The 18,090-nt window shown below is 73.1% G+C and carries 15 protein-coding genes; 10 read left to right on the top strand and 5 right to left on the bottom strand.

Going from position 1 to position 18,090, the window contains the following annotated elements:
• Positions 1-254 precede the first annotated feature (254 nt).
• The 7 genes from QSK45_RS02500 to QSK45_RS02470 all read left to right on the top strand — a co-directional run bounded on the left by QSK45_RS02500 (position 255) and on the right by QSK45_RS02470 (position 8,579).
• Positions 255-1,310: an NAD(P)-dependent oxidoreductase gene (locus QSK45_RS02500; RefSeq protein WP_285552740.1), complete on the top strand. Its 1,056-nt coding sequence runs from the start codon at positions 255-257 to the stop codon at positions 1,308-1,310.
• Complete coding sequence (locus QSK45_RS02495; RefSeq protein WP_285552738.1) at positions 1,307-2,542, top strand: ATP-grasp domain-containing protein; 1,236 nt, start codon at positions 1,307-1,309, stop codon at positions 2,540-2,542. The genes QSK45_RS02500 and QSK45_RS02495 overlap by 4 nt, the downstream gene beginning before the upstream one ends.
• Before the next feature lie 207 nt (positions 2,543-2,749).
• Complete coding sequence (locus tag QSK45_RS02490) at positions 2,750-4,177, top strand: 4-hydroxyphenylacetate 3-hydroxylase N-terminal domain-containing protein (protein WP_285552736.1); 1,428 nt, start codon at positions 2,750-2,752, stop codon at positions 4,175-4,177.
• Between the two features lie 60 nt (positions 4,178-4,237).
• Complete coding sequence (locus tag QSK45_RS02485) at positions 4,238-5,260, top strand: methyltransferase domain-containing protein (protein WP_285552734.1); 1,023 nt, start codon at positions 4,238-4,240, stop codon at positions 5,258-5,260.
• On the top strand, positions 5,257-6,246 hold the full coding sequence (speB, locus tag QSK45_RS02480) for an agmatinase (RefSeq protein ID WP_285552732.1): 990 nt from the start codon (positions 5,257-5,259) through the stop codon (positions 6,244-6,246). The genes QSK45_RS02485 and speB overlap by 4 nt, the downstream gene beginning before the upstream one ends.
• A complete protein-coding gene (locus QSK45_RS02475) occupies positions 6,246-7,403 on the top strand; it encodes an aminotransferase class I/II-fold pyridoxal phosphate-dependent enzyme (RefSeq protein WP_285552729.1) in 1,158 nt (385 codons plus the stop codon). Before speB ends, QSK45_RS02475 begins: the two co-directional genes overlap by 1 nt.
• Before the next feature lie 63 nt (positions 7,404-7,466).
• Complete coding sequence (locus tag QSK45_RS02470; RefSeq protein WP_285552726.1) at positions 7,467-8,579, top strand: GNAT family N-acetyltransferase; 1,113 nt, start codon at positions 7,467-7,469, stop codon at positions 8,577-8,579.
• 51 nt (positions 8,580-8,630) lie between these two features.
• On the opposite strand, the gene QSK45_RS02465 is transcribed toward QSK45_RS02470, so the two are convergent.
• The 5 genes from QSK45_RS02465 to asnB form a co-directional block, all read right to left on the bottom strand.
• Positions 8,631-9,668, bottom strand: a complete 1,038-nt coding sequence (locus QSK45_RS02465) for a C-terminal binding protein (RefSeq protein WP_285552724.1) — start codon at positions 9,666-9,668, stop codon at positions 8,631-8,633.
• Positions 9,669-9,702: 34 nt separating this feature from the next.
• Positions 9,703-10,920: an iron-containing alcohol dehydrogenase gene (locus tag QSK45_RS02460; RefSeq protein WP_285552722.1), complete on the bottom strand. Its 1,218-nt coding sequence runs from the start codon at positions 10,918-10,920 to the stop codon at positions 9,703-9,705.
• Positions 10,921-10,969: 49 nt separating this feature from the next.
• On the bottom strand, positions 10,970-12,331 hold the full coding sequence (locus tag QSK45_RS02455) for a helix-turn-helix domain-containing protein (protein WP_285552720.1): 1,362 nt from the start codon (positions 12,329-12,331) through the stop codon (positions 10,970-10,972).
• Between the two features lie 188 nt (positions 12,332-12,519).
• Entirely contained in the window at positions 12,520-13,515 is a 996-nt protein-coding gene (locus tag QSK45_RS02450) for a diiron oxygenase (protein WP_285552719.1), read from the bottom strand.
• Positions 13,515-15,677 carry an asparagine synthase (glutamine-hydrolyzing) gene (gene asnB, locus QSK45_RS02445; protein ID WP_285552717.1) on the bottom strand — a complete coding sequence of 721 codons (2,163 nt, stop codon included), beginning with the start codon at positions 15,675-15,677 and terminating at the stop codon, positions 13,515-13,517. The genes QSK45_RS02450 and asnB overlap by 1 nt, the downstream gene beginning before the upstream one ends.
• A gap of 401 nt (positions 15,678-16,078) precedes the next feature.
• Here asnB and QSK45_RS02440 point away from each other — a divergent pair, with 401 nt between their 5' ends.
• From QSK45_RS02440 to QSK45_RS02430, 3 genes are read left to right on the top strand one after another with little or no spacing between them, the layout of a single operon-like run.
• On the top strand, positions 16,079-16,867 hold the full coding sequence (locus tag QSK45_RS02440; RefSeq protein WP_285552712.1) for a hypothetical protein: 789 nt from the start codon (positions 16,079-16,081) through the stop codon (positions 16,865-16,867).
• The gene (locus QSK45_RS02435; protein WP_285552709.1) at positions 16,864-17,139 is read left to right on the top strand and encodes a PqqD family protein; all 276 of its coding nucleotides are present in this window, start codon (positions 16,864-16,866) and stop codon (positions 17,137-17,139) included. The genes QSK45_RS02440 and QSK45_RS02435 overlap by 4 nt, the downstream gene beginning before the upstream one ends.
• Before the next feature lie 25 nt (positions 17,140-17,164).
• Positions 17,165-18,088: a winged helix-turn-helix domain-containing protein gene (locus QSK45_RS02430; RefSeq protein ID WP_285552707.1), complete on the top strand. Its 924-nt coding sequence runs from the start codon at positions 17,165-17,167 to the stop codon at positions 18,086-18,088.
• Positions 18,089-18,090 lie beyond the last annotated feature (2 nt).

Below are 18,090 nucleotides of genomic sequence, written 5' to 3'. Positions count from 1 at the left end.
AGGCGCCGACGACGCACCGCAGTGACCCAGGTCACACGACCCCGGTATGTACCAATGGCCCGAAACGTCATCGGGTCCATGGCGGCCAATGCGGAGTTCCCTGTGAATCGCCCTAGGATTAATTGCTTGCCTTGACCGAACGGGGATGCTTGACTCCGAAGGGATAACGACCGAAGCTCGTGCGTCTTGACAGGTCCATAGGCTTAGGGGGAATCATCGACGGCGACTGCACGTCTGCAAGCACCGTCGGGCCGGTGGTGCACACGGCTCTCACCGAGGAACTCCTACGGCTTTCCCTTCCACGTCTCCGATCGGCATTCGGCCCCTCGGTCGGACTCCGCCCCTGGCAGGAGGCCCCGGAGCGGGGCGGGATCCTGCTGATGGCCCCGCACGAACTGTCCGCCGCCCGGCGCGCATCGGTCCTCCGGTCCGCCCGGTGGTCCTGGGTCCATCTCACGTCCGCCGGCGCCGACTTCATCGACCTCGCCGACTGGCCCGCCGACACCCTGCTCACCCGCAGCTGGCGCTGCTATGCCGCGCCGCTCGCCGAGTACGCCCTGCACGCCGTCCTCACCCATGAATGGCGGCGCGGGGCCCCCTGGCAGGAGCGGGACACCCGCTCGGCGCCGGCCCAGGACGCCCCGCCGGTGCCGGCCGGCGCCAGCACCGGAGGCGGGGCCGGGCTGTGGGGCGCCGAGGTCACCGTCGCCGGATGGGGGGCCGTGGGGCAGCGCCTCGCCGCCGTCCTGGACTCGCTCGGCGCGTCCGTGACCGTACTGCGGCGCAGTCCCGAGCCGGGCGGCCGCTTCCGGCAGACCTCCGACCTCGGCCGGGCCCTGGACGCCGACCACCTCGTGGTGGCGCTGCCCCTGACCGCCGGCACCCGGCACCTGTTCGACCGGGTCGCGCTGGGCCGTGCCCGGCCGGGCCTGCACCTCGTCAACATCTCCCGCGCGGCCATCGTCGACCAGGACGCGCTCACCGAACTCTGCGCCCGGGGAAGGCTGTTCGCCACCCTGGACGTCACCGATCCGGAACCGCTGCCGGACGGTCATCCGCTGCGGCGGCTGCCCACCGTACGGCTCTCACCGCACGTGGCGTGGCGCAGCCGCGGCAGCGACGCGGCGTTCGCCGACGACTTCGCCGCCATCCGGGCGGCGCTGGCCGACCCGGACGCCCCCGTCCCCGGCGTCGTACCGCCGACGCGCGACGCACATGCCCGCGCCGCCGTGCGCGGCACCGGGCCGCTGATGACCGCCGCCCGCACTCCCACCACCCGCGACGGCGCCGACACGACAGGCCGATCATGACCAGTTCCCCCGCCCACCGTCCGACGGAAGCGGTCACCCCGCGCTCCCTGGCCGTGCTCCTGCACTCCCGACAGCCCCTCACCACCGACCCGGCGGCCACCTTCGACCCGGCGCGCTGGGAGATCGTCGTCCTCACCGACGCCGACGCCGAGGCCGACGCCGTGCTGCGCGAGGACGCGCCGGGCCGGACCCCGGTGGTCCACCGGGCGCCGCGCGACAGATGGGCCACGGAGATCCGGCGGCTCGCCGGGGACCGGCCGGTGCAGATCGTCACCAACGACGAGTACTGCCTCATCTCCTGTGCCGAGCTGCGCGCCGCGTTCGGTCTGCCCGCCCGGCACCCCGCCCACCCCGCGCACTACATCGACAAGGTGCTGATGAAGGAGCGCCTCGCCGCGGCCGGCGTGCGGGTGCCGCGCTTCCTCGCCCTCACCGACGGGGTGCCGGACCCGGGGACCGGCGTGCCGCTCGTCGCCGGGACCATCGGGCTGCCCGCCGTCGCCAAGCCCCGGCGGGAGGCCAACTCCCGCGGCGTCGCCGTCCTCTACACGGAACCGGAGCTGCGCAACTGGCTCGCCGGGCACCAGGGCGAGCGGGGGTGGCAGATCGAGGAGTTCCTCGACGGCACCTTCCACCACGTCAACAGCCTGGTCCGCGACGGCGTGACCACCCCGGTGCAGACCGGCACGTACCTCGGCCCGCTGCTCGACCTGCCCGACGGGCGCCGGCTCGGCGGCTGGACCATCCCGTCCGACAGCGAACTCGCGCGCCGTGCGCACGAGCTGAACCGCGCCGTGGTGGCCGCCCTCGGCGCCGAGGGGGCCTTCGTCGTCCACACCGAGTTCGCCGTCGACCGCGAGGACGAGCTGGTCGTCGTGGAGGTCGCCGGCCGCGCCCCCGGCGCCCTGGTCTCCGAACTGGCGCGGCTGCACGCGGGAACGAACCTGGAGGAGGCGAACCTCGCCCTTCAGGCCGACCTGCCCGTCCAGGAGCCGCACCCCACAAGCACGCAGGCCGCCTGGGTGTGGATCCCCGTCATGCCCGGCGAGCGCCACCGGCACACCCCCGAGACGACGAGCAAGCGCCTCGTGCACGTCCGCCGGGCCGCGCGGCACACCCACACCGGCACCTCGGGCGCGCTCGGCGTCTCGGTGCTGCTGTGGCACGACGACCCGGACGTCCTGGCCGCCGACGTGCGGACGGCGGCCACCGAGGCATGGTGCGGCGCGTGACCGTGCCCGGCCTACGGCTGCCCCGCGCCGGGTGACGTGGGGCGCCCGGTCCGCGCCGCGTGACGTACGGCGTCCGGCCCAAGGCGCCCCGCCGTACGGCGATTCACCCCGGGCGCCCCGCCCTTGGCGCCTGCCCTGGGGTGTTTCCCCGCGGCGCCCGCACGCCCCGCACCTCCCCGTCCACCCTCCCGGACCCTGGAGAAACGTATGGCCACCAGCACCGCACCGCCGAACGGAAGCCGGACAGGCAAGTCCTACATGGTCGGTCTCGCCGACGGCCGGCGGGTGTACCTCGCGGGCCGACCGGTCGCCGACCTGGCCCACGACCCGAGGACCGAGGGCATGGCCGCCTTCCTCGCGGACCTGCTCGACGAGCACCGCCCGGACGGCGGGCTGACCGGAGAGGACGGGCACCCCCTGGCCTACTCCCTGGCCCACTCGGCCGAGGAGGTGCGCGAGCGCGGCCGGGCCTTCGCACGGATCGCCCGGCTCAGCGGGGGACTGATGGGCCGCAGCCCCGACTTCGTCGCCACCGTCCTCACCGCCTGGGCCGGCGCCGCCGACCACTTCGGCCCCTACGCCGACAACGTCCGCGCCTACTGGCAGCACGCGCGCGCCGCCAACCTCCTGCTCACCCACGCCATCAGCGACCCGCCCGCCGACCGCCACCTCGGCCCACGAGCCGACGGCGAGGTGCAGGCGCTGCGCGCGATACGCACCACCGACGACGGCGTGGTCGTGCGCGGCGCCAAGATGCTCGCGACGCTGTCCCCGTTCGCCGACGACCTGGTGATCTACCCCTTCCGCCCGCTCGACGAGTCCGAGACCGACCAGGCGCTGTGCTTCGCCGTCCCGGTGGCCACGCCCGGACTCACCCTGTACTCCCGGCCCTCGTACGCCTCCGCCCCCGCCGGGGACGGGCCGCTCGCGGGCCGCTTCGACGAGCTGGACGCGATCTGCCACTTCGACGACGTGCTCGTCCCCTGGGACCGCGTCTTCATCCACGGCGACGTGGCCAGGGCCAACAACCTGCGCCCCGGCACCGGCATGACCTCCTACGCCTGGCACCAGTCCGCGGTCCGCGCCTGGGTGAAGGCGGAGACCGTGTACGACCTGGCCGCCCGCTGCGCGCGGGCCGCCGGCCGCGACCGGCAGCCGCTCGTGCGCCAGCAGCTGGGCGAACTCGCGGGCATCGTCGAGACGTTGCGCGGCCTCGTCGTCTCCGCCGAGACGGGCACCCGGCCCGACGAGTTCGGCCAGTACGTCTGCGAGTCCGTGCCCCTCGCCGCGTCCGGGATGCTCAACGCCCGGCTCTACCCCCGCGCCGTCGAGCTGCTCCAGGCGATCGCCAGCAGCGGCCTGGTGATGCACCCCGTCACCGCCGACGAGGACCCGGAGTCGGCCGGCCACACCTTCATGCAGACCTACTTCGCCGGAGCCGGCGTCGACGGCCTGGCGCACGGCCGGCTGCTGCGTGCCGCCGCCGACCTCACCATGAACCGCTTCGGCACCCGCCAGGTCCTCTACGAGCGGCTCTTCCTCGGCCCGCCCGAGGCGTTCCAGGCCAAGTTCCACGACCTGTTCGCAGCAGGACGCTCCGTCGACAGCCCCGTGCTGGACGGCCTCGACGGCTGACCCGCGGCGCCGGGCGGCCGGCGCCGTTCCGCGTACGCACCGACACCGATTGGATACCCCATGCCCATTCGCGAGTCCCACCTCGTACGTGCCCTTGAGCCGTTCAGGGGTTACGTCCTCAGCACCATGATCTTCACCCTCCAGCAGTCCGGCCTCCAGGACGAGTTCGAGGCAGGCACCACCGTCGACGCCCTGGTCACCGCCAGGAAGCTGGACCGGGCGCGGCTGACCGCGATGGCCGACTACTGGGTCGCCGCCGGTCTGCTCGACCGCTCCGCGGACGGCGTGCTCACCCTCACCGACCTCGCCCGCGCCTACGAGGAGGCGCGCCCCTGGTACGAGATGATGGTCGGCGGCTACGGCCAGACCTTCCTGGCGCTCGGCGACCACCTGGCCGAGGGCACCGGGCCGGCCCCGCGGCGCGGCGGCTACGTCGGCAGCGGCAGCTGCGGCATCAGCATGCACGACTCGCTGCCGCTGCTGCGCAAGCTCCTCGCCGAGGACGGCCGCGACTACCGGCGCCTGGTGGACCTCGGCTGCGGCAGCGGCGTCTACCTGACCGAACTGTGCGCGGACTACCCGGGGATGACGGCCGTCGGCATCGAACCCGACGCCGACGGTGCGGCCGCCGCCCGCACCTGGGTGGCGGGCCAGCCCACCGCGGACCGGGTGACCATCGAGCAGGTCGACGCGGTGCGGTGGATCGAGAACACCGAGGACAAACCCGACCTCGCCGTCTACGCCTTCGTGATCCACGAGGTGCTGGGCCAGGAGGGCGAGGAGGGCGTGCGCCGCATGCTCACCAAGCTCTTCGCCGAGTCGCCCGACCTGACCCTGGCCGTCATCGACATCGACCTGAAGTCCTCCGACCGCAGGGCGATGTCGCAGCCGCTGGCGCAGGCGTACTACAACGCCTATCTGCTGATGCACCCCTTCACCAGCCAGCGCCTGGAGACCAGGCAGTGGTGGGAGAAGCTGTTCACCGAGTGCGGGCTGCGGATCGACGCCTACGACACCACCGACCCCGCCATGGACTCCACCGGCTTCTGCGTGGGCTGGCTGCTGCGGAAGGCCGACGCGTGAGCGAGCACTACCGCCCGCGGGACAGCATGACCAAACCGCGCATCGCGTCCGGCCCGCGCACCTTCATGCGGCTGCCCTGGGTGGACGACCCCCTGACCGCCGAGGGCCGCGTCGACGTGGCGGTCGTCGGCGTGCCCACCGACTCGGCGGTCTCCTACCGCTCCGGGGCCCGCTTCGGCCCCGAGGCGATCCGCGCGGCCAGCATCCTGCTGCGCGACCACAACCCGGCGACGGGCGTGGACATCACCCGCGCCCTGTCGATGGTCGACGCGGGCGACGCGCCCGTCGTCCCCGGCTACCACGAGCTGACCCTGGAACGCCTCGAGGAGTTCCTCGCCCCGCTGTACGAACGGGGCATCGTGCCGCTGCTGCTCGGCGGCGACCACAGCCTGGTCATGGCGGAGATGCGCGCCATGGCCCGCCACCTCGGGCCGGTGAGCGTCATCCACTTCGACGCGCACGGGGACGTCCTCGACGACTACTACGGCGTCAAGCACTTCCACGGCACGATGTTCCGGCGCGGCGTGGAGGAGGGGGTGGTCGACCCCCACACCAGCATCCAGGTCGGCATGCGCGGCTCCGTGCACCCCGACGACGTCGACTCGGGCAAGGCGCTCGGCTACGAGGTCATCGGCTGGGACGAGCTGGTGGACCTCACGCCCGAGGAGTTCGGGCGCAGGGTCCGCGAGCGGGTCGGCGACCGCCCCGTCATGCTGTCCTTCGACATCGACTTCATCGACCCGGCGTACGCGCCGGGCACCGGTACGCCCGAGGTGGGCGGGCCGACCTCCTACCAGACCCTGCGCTACCTGAGGGCCTTGGGCCCGCTGAACTACCGGGGCCTGGACATCGTCGAGGTCGCGCCGCCGTACGACCACGCGGACATCACCAGCCACGCCGCGTCCGTGGTCGCATTCGAACTGCTGGGACAGGTCGCGCTGCGCTCCGGGCGGACGCGGGCGGCCGAGACGGGGGAGGAACACTGATGGCCACGACGACCGGGGGCACCGCAGGGCCCCGAACCGAGCCGGACCGGCGGAACCTGACCTCCATGGAGACCGACGCGCTGATCGGCGGCCTCAACGTGTCCGACGGGCACCCGAGGATGCCGCTGACGGCCTCGCAGCGCGCCATCGTGGACAGCCTGCCCGTCCTCTTCGACGAGGCCGACAAGCGCGTCTTCGAGGAGATCGAGGCCGAGGCGCAGCAGGCGTTCCTGCACGGCATCGGCCAGCGGCAGGCGCCCATCGGCACCGGCCGGCTGGTCAGCTGCTACTCCTCGTCCGTCGCGATGGACATCACGGCCCGCGCCCTCGCGCACCGCACCGCGACCATCGCCCTCGTGCACCCGACCTTCGACAACATCCCGGACCTCCTCAAGGGCCGCGGCCTCTCGCTGCTCCCCCTGACCGAGTCCGAGCTGGAGGGCGGCGAGCCCCAACTCCCCGACGAGGTCGGCGCGGTGTTCGTCACCACGCCCAACAACCCGACGGGCTGGGTGCTCGCCGAGGACGGCCTGCGCCGCCTCGCCGCCTTCTGCGCCCGCACCGGCCGCGTGCTGGCGATGGACACGTGCTTCCGCGCGCAGGACAAGAGGGCGCAGTACGACACCTACGCGATCCTGAACGAGTCGGGCGCGCAGTGGGTCGTCATCGAGGACACCGGCAAGCTGTGGCCCACCCTGGAGCTGAAGGCGGGCTTCCTGGCCTGGGGCGAGCACACCGACCTGCCGCTGCTGGAGTACTTCAGCGACGTCCTGCTGTCCGTGTCCCCGCTCGTGCTGCTGATGCTCACCCGGTTCGCCCAGGACGCCGAGCGCGGCGGCTACGCCGAACTCCACGACCTGATCGCCCGCAACCGGCGCGCCCTGGCCGAGGTCCTCGACGGCGGCCCGGTGACCCTCACCGACCCCGACGCCCGGATCAGCGTGGCCCGGGTGACGCTGCCCGAGGACGGCCCGGACGCCGTCGCCCTCTACGACGAGATGGTGCGGCGGGGCACCCACGTCCTGCCGTGCGGCCCCTTCCACTGGGACCGGCCCGAGGACGGCGTGCGCCAGGTCCGGCTGGCGCTGGCCCGCTCCGGCGAGGACGTGGTCCGCGCCGCGCGCGTCCTGGTGGACGCGGTGCGCGCGCACCGGTGACGCGCCCCCGCGATCCCTTGCTCGCCCCGATCGACCCCGTGCACAGCTGAGGCGGATGACACGATGCACCCCACCGGTCTGCGACTGGAAACCGCGGCCACCCTGGACAAGGTGGCCGCCGAGGAGTGGGACGCCCTCGCCGAACCCGAGGGCTTCTACCTGTCCCACGGCTGGCTGCGCGCGGTGGAACGCGAGAGCGGGGCGCCGGTGACGTACCTCCTCGCGTACGCGGGCGACCGGCTGGTCGGCGGGCTGCCGCTGTACGAGGTCGAGCGGGAGCACAACAAGTTCTACGCCCGCCGGCCCCGCCTGGAGCAGATGGGCGCGGGCGGGGAGTGGGGGGTCGCGGGCTCGCACCGTGGGTACAGCTGCGGGATACCGAGGGCGGCGGAGTACGACGACGCCGTCCTCGACCTGCTGCTGGAAGCCCGCGGCAGGCTCAGCCCCCCGTCCCGGACGGGCTCGTTGTTCCTGTTCGCCACGAACCGCACGGCGGCGGCCCTGCACCGGCGCGGGGCCGCCGTCGACTTCGACTGCGGCGACGCCACCCTGCACACCGGGGGGCTGGACTTCGCCGGCTACTGCGCCACTCTGGTCAGCCGCCGCAGGATCAGACTCAAGGGCGAGTACGCCCGCTTCCTCGCCGCCGGGTACGAGCTGGGCCGGCAGCGGCTCGGCGAGTGCCTGGACGAGGCCGTGCCGCTGCTGGCCAACCTGCAGGCGAAGTACGGCCACTCGACCACCGCCGAGGAGATCCACCGCGCCTTCGCCGACCAGGCGGCCTGTCTGGACGACCGGTCCGTGGTGTTCACCGCGCGCCGCGACGGCCGCCTGATCGGCGTCGCCGTGATGTACGAGTGGCGCGGCACCCTCTACGCCCGCGCGGCCGGCTTCGACTACGGGGCGCTGCGGGACGCCTACGAGTACTACGGCCTGTGCTACTACCTGCCCATCGACTACATGAGCGAACGCGGCCTCACCGCCCTGCACTTGGGCATCGGCGCCTACTCCGCGAAGGTCAAGCGCGGCGCGCGCCTGGTCCCGCTGTGGACCGTCGCCCTCGCCGACGACCCGGCCGACACGCCCCGCCCGGCCCCCGTCGACCTCACCTCGTGGCGCACGGAGCACGGCACCGCCGTGGACCCCGGTGACTGGCGGCACCCGTGGACGGCGTGAACCGGTCCCCGTGCCGGGCCCGTTGACCGGGGGCCCGGCACGACACCGCGGTCAGCGCGCCGACCCGGGCGCCGTCACCCTTCCGACCAGCCCGTGCGTGCGTCCCGCCAGAGCGGCGCCCACCAGTTCGGCGACGCGGCGCCGGCTGCTGGCCTCGGCCTCCTCGGACAGGAACGCCCGGTGGCTCGTGACGACCACCGAGGGGTGCGCGAGGACCGGGTGCCAGCGGGGGTCCTGGTGCGGGTTCTCGGGCGAGAAGACGTCGAGCCCGGCCCCGGCGATCCAGCCCTCCGACAGTGCCCGCGCAAGGGCCTCCGGGTCCACCAGCCGGCCCCGGGCGGCGTTGACCAGGAAGGCTCCGGGCTTCATCCCGCGCAGCGCCGCCTCGTCCATGAGCCCGTCGGTCTCCGGGGTCAGCGGGCAGTGCAGGGTGACCAGGTCGGACTGGGCCAGCAGCTCCTCCAGGGTGTCGACGGCGAGCGCGCCGTAGCCCTCGGCGAGGTCACGGCCCACGTAGGGGTCGTACACCAGGACCTGGCCGTAGAAGGCGCCCAGGCGGCGTGCGACGGCCCGGCCGATGCGGCCGAAGCCGACGATGCCGAGGGTGCGGCGGTTGGTGCGGTGCGGGGTGCCGCCGGCGTAGATGTCGAACGTCCCGCCCGCCAGGGTCCGGTGCTGCGGCACCAGTTGCCGTTCCAGGGCGAGGGCCAGCGCGGCCGTGTGGGTCGAGACCTCGTCCACGCAGTAGTCGGGCACGTTGTAGGCGGGCAGCCCGCGGTCCGCGAGCAGGGCGGCGTTGAGGTTGTCGACGCCGACGCCCTGCCGGACCACCACCCGCAGCCCCTTGCCCGCGGCGTCGAGCAGCTCCTCGGTGACCTGGGTGCGGTAGACCACGAGGACGTCTGTCCCGGCCGCCCGCTCCAGCATCTCGGGGCTGGTGGTCAGGTACTTGGTGCCGTCATGGGGGCCGAACACCAGCTCCACGCCGGAGCCGAGGACGTCGCGCTCCACCGTGGCCAGAGCGGGGTCGAGGCGTCCGTCCTCGACCAGCCACGGCGGGTCGGTGTAGAGCACGCGGGGTCGGGTCACAGCGGTTCCTCCTTGGCGGCGGAAACGGTCGGGTTCAGACGAGGAAACGAAGGATGTCGTCCTCGGTGAGGACGCAGGGGTTGTTCCATGCCCGGCCGGAGGCGAGCGCGGCGGTCAGCGGCTGCCGCCAGCCGTGCGCCGGGAGGGCCAGCTCGCGCAGCCCGACCGGCTGCCCCGCGGCGGACAGCAGCCGCCGCACCAGCGGCTCCACGCTCCCGCCGGTGGTCTCCTCGGCGAGGCGCTGCACGATCTCCACCCGCCGCCGCACCCCGGCGGCGCCCTCCGGATGCCGGCATTCCTCCCCGGTCAGGGCGGCGTGCCGGGCCATGAGCCAGTCCAGGTGCAGCGCGACGGCGGTGCCGTGGGCGAGGCCGAGGCGCGCGGTCAGCTCGTACGACAGCGCGTGCGCCGCGGTCGTACGGGTGGCGTCGATGGCGGCGCCGGCCAGCGAGGCGCCGTGGGCCAGCTGGGCCCGCACGCCCGGGTCGGCGAAGGAGCCCGTGCCCGCGGCGCGGGCGAGCGGTGGCAGCAGCCGTTCCAGGGCGGTGAGGGCCAGCGCCCGGGAGCCGCCGTCGGCCGAGACCGACCAGTACGACTCGACGGCCTGCGCCAGCGCGTCCAGGCCGCTGGCGACGAAGTCGCGCGGGGGGAGCGAGGAGGTGAGCCGGGGGTCGACGAGGACGAGGTCCGCGCGGGCCTGGGCGAGGTCGAGGGAGTGCTTGCGGCCCTCGACGTACACGGTGGCGAACCGGGTCATCTCGCTGCCGGAACCGGCGGTGGTGGGCAGCAGCACGAGGGCGGCCGAGCGCGGCCGGGTCACCAGGCGCGGGTCGCGCAGACAGTCCAGCGGGTCGCCGGACTGGGCGGCGAGCACCGCGACCGCCTTGGCCACGTCCAGGCTGCTGCCCCCGCCGACGCCCACCACCACGTCCGGACGGAAACCGCGGGCCAGCGCCACGCCGTCCCGCACCTGCGCGATCCTCGGGTTCGGCCTGACACCGTCGAAGTGCGCGACCCGGTAGCGGCCCGCCCACCCCTCGACCGACTCCCCGACACCGGAGCGCCGGTAGGACGTGCGGCCGTGCACGAACAGCACCCGGCGGGCGCCGAACGCCTCGATCACCGCGCCCAGCCTGCCGGCCGCTCCCTCGCCCAGATAGGCGGCGGGATGGCCGGGCAGCGGTTCGAGTCCCGCGTAGACCTCGTCCGGGAGCGCGGGGCGCTCATGGAGGGCGAGCAGCGCCTCGCTCATCGGTACGTCCCCCGGCCCCCGGCGAGCCGGTGCCCGCACCGGACGGCGGTCAGCTGTACCACAGCCGGTCCTCGGCCACGTACCGGTCGACGCCGCCGGGCGCCATCGTGCCGACGGCGTACCGCACTTCGGGGGTGACCGAACCGGAGATCCGCAGCAGCAGGACGCGGGGCCGGCCGCCTTCCCCGGTCGCCGCGAACGTGATCGGCACCTGGGGGCGCACGTACGCCGAGTCGCCCGGCGCGAGCGTCTCCTCGGCCTGCCGGCCCGCGAACTCCCAGCACATGGTGACCGGTTGGTCGCCGAGGACGTAGAGGTACTGGTGCTGGTACGTGGTCAGCGGAGCCGACCGCCCGGCGGCGGACGCCAGGACGTCGACCTGGAGCGCCGAGGTGTGCGGGTGGAGCGGGTCGCCGGCGAGCCGGGTGATCCGGTAGGCCGGCGCGTCCTCGCCGGGCCACACCCAGCTGCGGGCGTCCCGGGCGTGCTGGAGGGAGATCCCGCCGGCCGTCTCGGTGCGCGGTGGCAGGAGGTCCCGTACCGAGACACCCAACGCGTGGGCCAGCAGGTCGAGTTCCTTCGTGTCGGGGTGCGTGGCGCCCTCGGCGAGCTCCCCGGCGCGCTCGGGCGACAGGCCCGTGCGGTCGGCGAGTTCGGCCACCGTGACCGCGCCCGCGTCCATGAAGGACCGGATCATCGCGCCCGGCCGTCGCGCGTGCTCGTCCAGCGGGATCGCCAGTGCCCGGGTCGTGGCGTTGCTTAGGACGGCCAGCTCGCGCTGCGCGTCGCCGAGCAGGGAGCCGCCGTAGGTCAGGGCGAGGATGCAGGCCGGCTCGGTGGCGGACCGCGAGGTGAAGGAGTGCGGGGCGAAGGGCAGGCCCCACACGGAGTCGCCGGTGTCCATGGGGACGCAGGCCGAGACGCCGTTCCAGCGGTAGTAGTAGTTGACCGGGCCGATGAAGTACGTGAACTGGTACAGAAGATGGCCGCGATTCCACTGGACAAGCGGGTTGTCCGGATCGTCGTCCTCGACCACCCGCAGCATCCGGATCCATTCGGGGCGGTAGGACGCGATCCGGGACATCGCGGTGTCCCGGTACTCGTAGTACGGCTCCCCGCCCCGGCTGAGCACCCGCCCGCCGGCCCGGGACTCCTCGTGCCGCATGACGCGCACCCCGGCCGGGCAGTCGTCGTGGCCGGGCAGCAGATCCCGCTCGTCGAGCGGCCAGACCTCGGCCGCGCGGCGCATCAACTCCCAGGTCACCGGCCGGGTTCCGGCGCAGTATTCCGCGAAGGTCCCCTTCTCCAGACCGAGTTCGCGCTCGGCGTTCTCGTCGTCGCGTTTGAGGTCGTTGGCGGCGGCACGCAGCAGCGCTCCGGCGCGCCGCGTGAAGTCGTCCTCTGCTCGCACGAGGTGTCCCCTGTCCCTCAGTGGTCGTCGAAGAGCGCCCTGGACGCCGTCCATCACGAGGAATCCATCGTTCAGACGTCAGTTGAAGCAGCACAGGGGCGGTCAAATGACGAGCATGTGATCACGCCAGAACATCATCTGTCAAGATCGAAAACGCCGCCCCGGGAAGCCGGGAATGCACCGAACTGTCAATCCAGGCTGAGGAGTCCGGCCGTTTCGAAGGAGTCCCGGGTGGCCGGATCGTCGAGCGCCCCGGCCTCGGCGAAATAGCGGACGAGGGAACGCGCGGCCCCGGCCATCTCCCGTACGACCCGCTCCTCGGGCCAGGATTCCGCGACGACCTGCTCGACGACCGGCTCCGGCAGTCCCAGCGTCCGCAGATCCCCGGCCGCCCGCGCGAGGTCGGGCGCGAGGAACGCGTGGATCGCCGCGGGGACGTGCGGTCCCACGGCCCCGCGCTCGGCCGGCGTCAGGGCGGCCCACAGGTGGCGGAGCACGGCACGGAAGTAGACGTGGTGGCGCCCCTCGTCCTCGGCGTGGTCCCGCACATGCTCCCGCAGGGAGCCGGGCAGCCGTTCGTCCCGGGGGATCTGGGCGAGGATCCCGGAGATCAGGGTCTCGCTCACGATCGCGAAGACCAGCGCCTCGACGCCCCTGAGCCCGGCGGGCAGGCGGTCCCGGACGGCGTCCAGCCGCCGCGTGAACGCGGGCGGGCCGCCGCCGTCCGGCCGCTCGGCGGGCACCCCGGTCGCGCGCGCCACCGCTTGCGCGAAGTCGTACGAGGTCTGCGCGTGCCACGCCTCGTCCGTCATGATCTTGAACGCGTCCGCCCGCATGCCCTCCGGCAGGTCCAGCCCCGAGCGGCCCCCGCTGATCGCGGTCACCACCGGGATCACCGCGAGCGCTTCGAGCTGGGTGGTGAAGTCCAGGTAGTCGTGGAGCCGGCGCAGCAGCAGCCACTCCACCCGCTCCGGACCACCGGCCGTCACCAGGGGGTGCGTCGCGACCGGGTACAGCTCGGGCGGGAAGCAGAGCGGTCCGGGTTCGGCGAACGACCGCTGGGGCCGGTTGCGCACCCCCGCGAGACGGTCCCAGCGGCCGAAGCCGCTGGTGTAGCCGTCGCCGCGCGCCCGCCCCGCGTCCCGTGCCGCGAGGAGCGGCTCGGTCGCCCGCTCCCGGTACATCAGCCGGCCCAGGCCAGGAATCCGAGGTCGAGCAGATTGCCCACGTCGGTGCGCGCCTCCTGCTCCCCTTCCTCCCCCACGGGCGCCAGCAGGTCGGCCAGCGGGCTCTTGCCGTCCACCGCCCGCAGCACCTCCAGGGTCGGCGAGCCCGTCCGGAGCACGAACTCGATCTCGCCGTCCTTGACCAGGTACCAGTCGGAACCCGCCGGATCGGTGAGCAGCAGCACGTTCTCCGCGAACGCGGGCACCCGCTCGCCGGGCAGCTCGGGAAGGTCGGTCACGGCACCGGACACCGGGGCCCCGCCGGTGATCTCCTGGAGCACCGGTCCCGCGGACCTGTCCTCCAGACGCGGCGCGTGCACGGCCAGCTCCGCGAGCAGACCCATGTTCAGGACGCGCATCAGCATCTCCACGGACGGCGAGTCGGTCCTGCCCTCGCCGATCCCGGCGAGGTGGGCGCGCACCCGGTCCCCGTCGATGAAGTCCGCCGCGCCTGGCGCGGCGAGCGCCCGCTCCACGAGGGCGCCCGAGTCCGCGCGCATCAGCCGGACCAGCATGCGGTAGGAGTGGTACGTCCCGTCGCCGTAGAAGAAGGGGACCTTGGGCCGCTCGGCGATCCGCTTCGGCAGCCGGCGCCCGACCGCCTGCCTCAGTATCCGTTTGTCCCACAGGAGTTCGGGCCGCAGCCGCTCCGGTACGCGCGCGCACAGCTCGACCAGGCGGTGGTCCAGGAAGGGCACCCGGGCCTCGATCCCGCTGCCGGCCGCCGTACGGTCCTCGTGCCACACGTTGTACTGCTGGATCTGCCGGTACTCGGAGTCGAGGTACGCGCGGTAGATCCGGTCGCCGTCCGGCTCCAGCCCGTCGACGGCCTTCTCGGAGACGAAGTACGGCTCCTGCGCCCACCAGTGCCGCGCGGCCGGGCGGCGCGCGAGGCGGGTGCCGCGGTCGAGGAGGGAGAGGACGCCCATGAAGGACGGCCAGTCCCGCGCGCCCATGTCCCGCGCGTAGCCCCCGTTGAACTCGTCGCTGGCCGCGCCGAGGAGCATGCCCCGCAGTCCGGGCCGGGCCTCGCGGGCGAAGCGGTGCAGTTCGTGCTTGTAGTACACCTCGGGACCGCACATCGGGGTCTCCGTGAGCCACAGCAGCCGCAGCCACTCGTCCGGGGTCGGCACATGGTCCGGCGGGAAGAGCACCTGGTGGTTCGGCACACCCAGCTCGCGCGCGATCCAGGCGGCGTGCTCCGCGTCCCCGTTGTCGAAGGTGCCGCCGGTGAGCGCCGTGAAGGTGTGCATGCCCGCGCGCTTGTCCCCGGCCAGCGCGAGCACGGCGGACGAGTCGATGCCGCCGGAGAGGAACAGCCCCAGCTCGGTGTCGGCCGTGACGCACTCCTGGACGGACTGCTCCAGGAGTTCGCCGTACCGCCCGATGAACTCCTCGGCGTCCGCGCCCTCGTCGGCGTCGTTCGGCAGCTCCCAGTAACGGTGCCGCGTGGTACGGCCGTCGGCCAGGTCGATGTGCTCGATGGTGGCCGCCGGGACCAGCTCGACGCCCTCGAACCAGGTGCACACGGGCGCGTCGTTGAAGGTGGCGGCGGAGGCCAGCAGGGGCGTGGCGAGGGCCCCTTCCCAGTCGAAGCGCCGGGGTGTGGCGGGATCGGCGAACAGGCCCTTGATCTCCGAGGAGAGGACGATGCGCGCGTCGTCGCGGTGGTAGTAGAGGGGCTTGATGCCGAAGCGGTCCCGGGCGAGCACCAGTTGGTTCCTGGCCCGGTCCCACAGGATGAGGGCGAACATGCCGCGCACGTCACGCAGGAAGTCCAGTCCGTGCTCGCGGTACAGGTGGAGCAGGACCTCGCAGTCCGAGCCGGTCTTCATCCGTACGCCACCGGGCAGCGAGGCGGCCAGTTCCCGGTGGTTGTAGACCTCGCCGTTGGCCACGAGCACCAGTGAGCCGTCGTCGCTGACCAGCGGCTGGCTGCCGTCCTCCGGGTTGACCAGGGCCAGCCGGGTGAAGACCAGTCCCACCGCGTCGTCGCGGAGGATCTCCCGCTCGTCGGGTCCCCGGTGATCGAGGATGTCGGCCAGTCGATCGAGCACGGCGTCCGTCCCGGCGCCGAGCGTCCGGCTGCCCAGACGGGCAATTCCCGCTATTCCACACATGTCTTGTTCCTCGGGCCACCGCCCGGCGCCGTGAGCGGTCCGGGCGAGGGTGGGGGCCCCGACGCGCGAAGCCCCCACCCGCTCGTCTTGTGTCAGGCGAGAATCATCAGAGAGGTGCCCTGGCTGACGGTCTTCGTCGTCGGCTTGGTGTACTTCTGCATTCCGGCCCACCTCCCTCCAGCAACTCGTCGTGTCCACCGGAGAAATCAGCGGGAAGCGGCGGCCCGTTTTCAGGCCACTTCAGCCCGGCTGGCGATCACAGTAACCGAGTACGGTCGGGCGGCCCACGGATTCGGTTCTCGCCGAACACCGCACCGTGCCAGGGGGCCCTCGGCGGTCTATGATCACCGCACTCCCATGTCCGGGGTCTGGCAACGGCGTTGCGAACGAGGGGTGTTCGGGTGCAGGAGAACGATTCTGGCCAGTGGCTGCGGGTCCTTCGGGAGCGACAGCTGATTCCGGAGGACACCCTCGCGGTCTCCCTCGTCGGCTCGGTGGCGCACGGCTGGCACAACGAGCGCAGCGACTACGACTTCTACGTCGTCACCTCGCGGGAGCCCGACCTTCCCGGTCAGTCGAGCATCACGCTCCCGCTCAACCCTCCCCGGGTGCGCAGCCAGTCGTTCTATCTGGAGGAGCGGCGCTGGGAGGTGACGTACTGGCTGGACAGCCACTACGACCAGATGCTCGCCAAGGTCTCCGAGGACGAGTACAACCGGGGCGTCGCGCCGGCCCGGGTGCTGGCCGCCCGGGAGGAGCTGGCGCTCGGCCGCCTGGACAGCCGCGTGATCCTTGAGGGGGCCGAGTGGTTCGAGGCCCGGTCGAAGCAGCTCGCCGAGTCCGCCTTCCGTTCCTTCATGATCGCCCGCTCGCTGGGTGCCTCCGACAACTGCGTCGAGGACGCGCTCGGGCAGATGAAGTCCGGCAACCTGGAGAGCGCCACCCTCTCCGCGCGCGCCGCCCTCGGCTCCAGCGTCGACGCGCTCCTCGAAGGACACGGCCAGTTCGGCAGCCAGTCCCCCAAGTGGCGCCCCCAGCGCTTCCGGGCCGCCCGGCCCGACGCCCTGTCCTTCGAGGACTACTGGGCGCTGGAGACCATGCGGGACTACGACCCCGAGGACCCCCGCCCCTGGATCAACCGCGTCCTCACCATCTGCCAGGACATAGCGATGCGGGTGGAGGTCTCATGAGCGGCCGGCCCGGCCCGCTGGACGTCCCCCGCAGGACCCTCGGCATCCGCATCCGCCGGGTCGCGGACGGACTGCTGCTCGGCTACCGCGACCAGGCGGTCCTGCTGTCCGGCGCCGCCGAGCTGATCTACCGGCTGGCCGACGGCGATCGCACGGTCACGGACATCGCCGAGGGGCTCGCCGAGGAGTACGGCATCGACCCCGCGGAGGCCCTGCCCGACGTCGTGGAGTTCCTCATGGACCAGGACGACAGCGGGATCTTCCAGTGGTGAGACGCCCCGCGGCCCCGCGCCCGTCATGATCCGCCTGGACGTCGACGACGAGAGCCTGCGCTCGATCCGGCTGGCCCTCAGCCCGCTGTGGGAGACCCTCGGCAGCCTGGCGCTCCTCGCGCGCTACCGGGGTGCCGTGCCCACGCCGTACACGGCCTGGGTACGGCAGACCCGGCGCGCGGTGCCGCCGAAGCTGATGGACACCGTCGTAGCCCTCGTCCACCGGCGGGGGTCCCCGTTCCTGCGGGACGCGCGCGCCTACGTCCCCGACCCTGCCCGCGCCTCGCTCCAGGAGGAACTCGACTTCCTGCGACGGCGATGCGGCGCGGGCGAGGACGCCGAGGCCCAGCGGGTCGCCGGACTCGTCGAGGAGTACTGGGACCGGGCGCTGAACCCCTACTGGGCCGCCATCCGCACCTGCCTGGAGGAGGAGGTCCTGTTCCGGGGCCGGACCCTGGCCGTCAACGGGCCGGAGGCGATGCTGGCCGAGCTGGAGGGCCGGGTGCTGTGGCAGCGGCCCCGGCTGACCGCGCCGTACCACCTGGACCTCAGCCGGGACGTGCAGCGGTCCAAGCTGGTGCTCGTGCCCAGCGTGTTCTCCGCCGTGACGCGCATCTTCACCTCGGACGAGCACGTCACCGCCATGTCCTACCAGGCCAGGGCGACCGGCTTCCTGCACTCCGTCACCCACGACAAGCCCCCCGAGCCGGACACCGACCGGCTGGCCCTGCTGATCGGCGGCGGCCGCGCGAAGATCATCAGGGCCCTCCAGGTGCCGAAGACCACGACCGTGGTCGCCCAGTCCCTCGGCCTCGCGAAGAGCACCGTCTCCCAGCATCTGGGGGTGCTGACGGAGGCGGGGGTGGTGTGGCGGCAGCGGCTCGGGGGGCAGGTGTTCTACCAGTTGGACCGCAGCGGATTCGCACTGCTGGAGCAGTTGGGGGACTGAGC

The sequence above is a fragment of the Streptomyces hygroscopicus subsp. hygroscopicus genome, from assembly GCF_030269125.1.
GTDB lineage: Bacteria > Actinomycetota > Actinomycetes > Streptomycetales > Streptomycetaceae > Streptomyces > Streptomyces hygroscopicus_C.
This window is presented reverse-complemented; position numbering and strand designations above follow the sequence as displayed.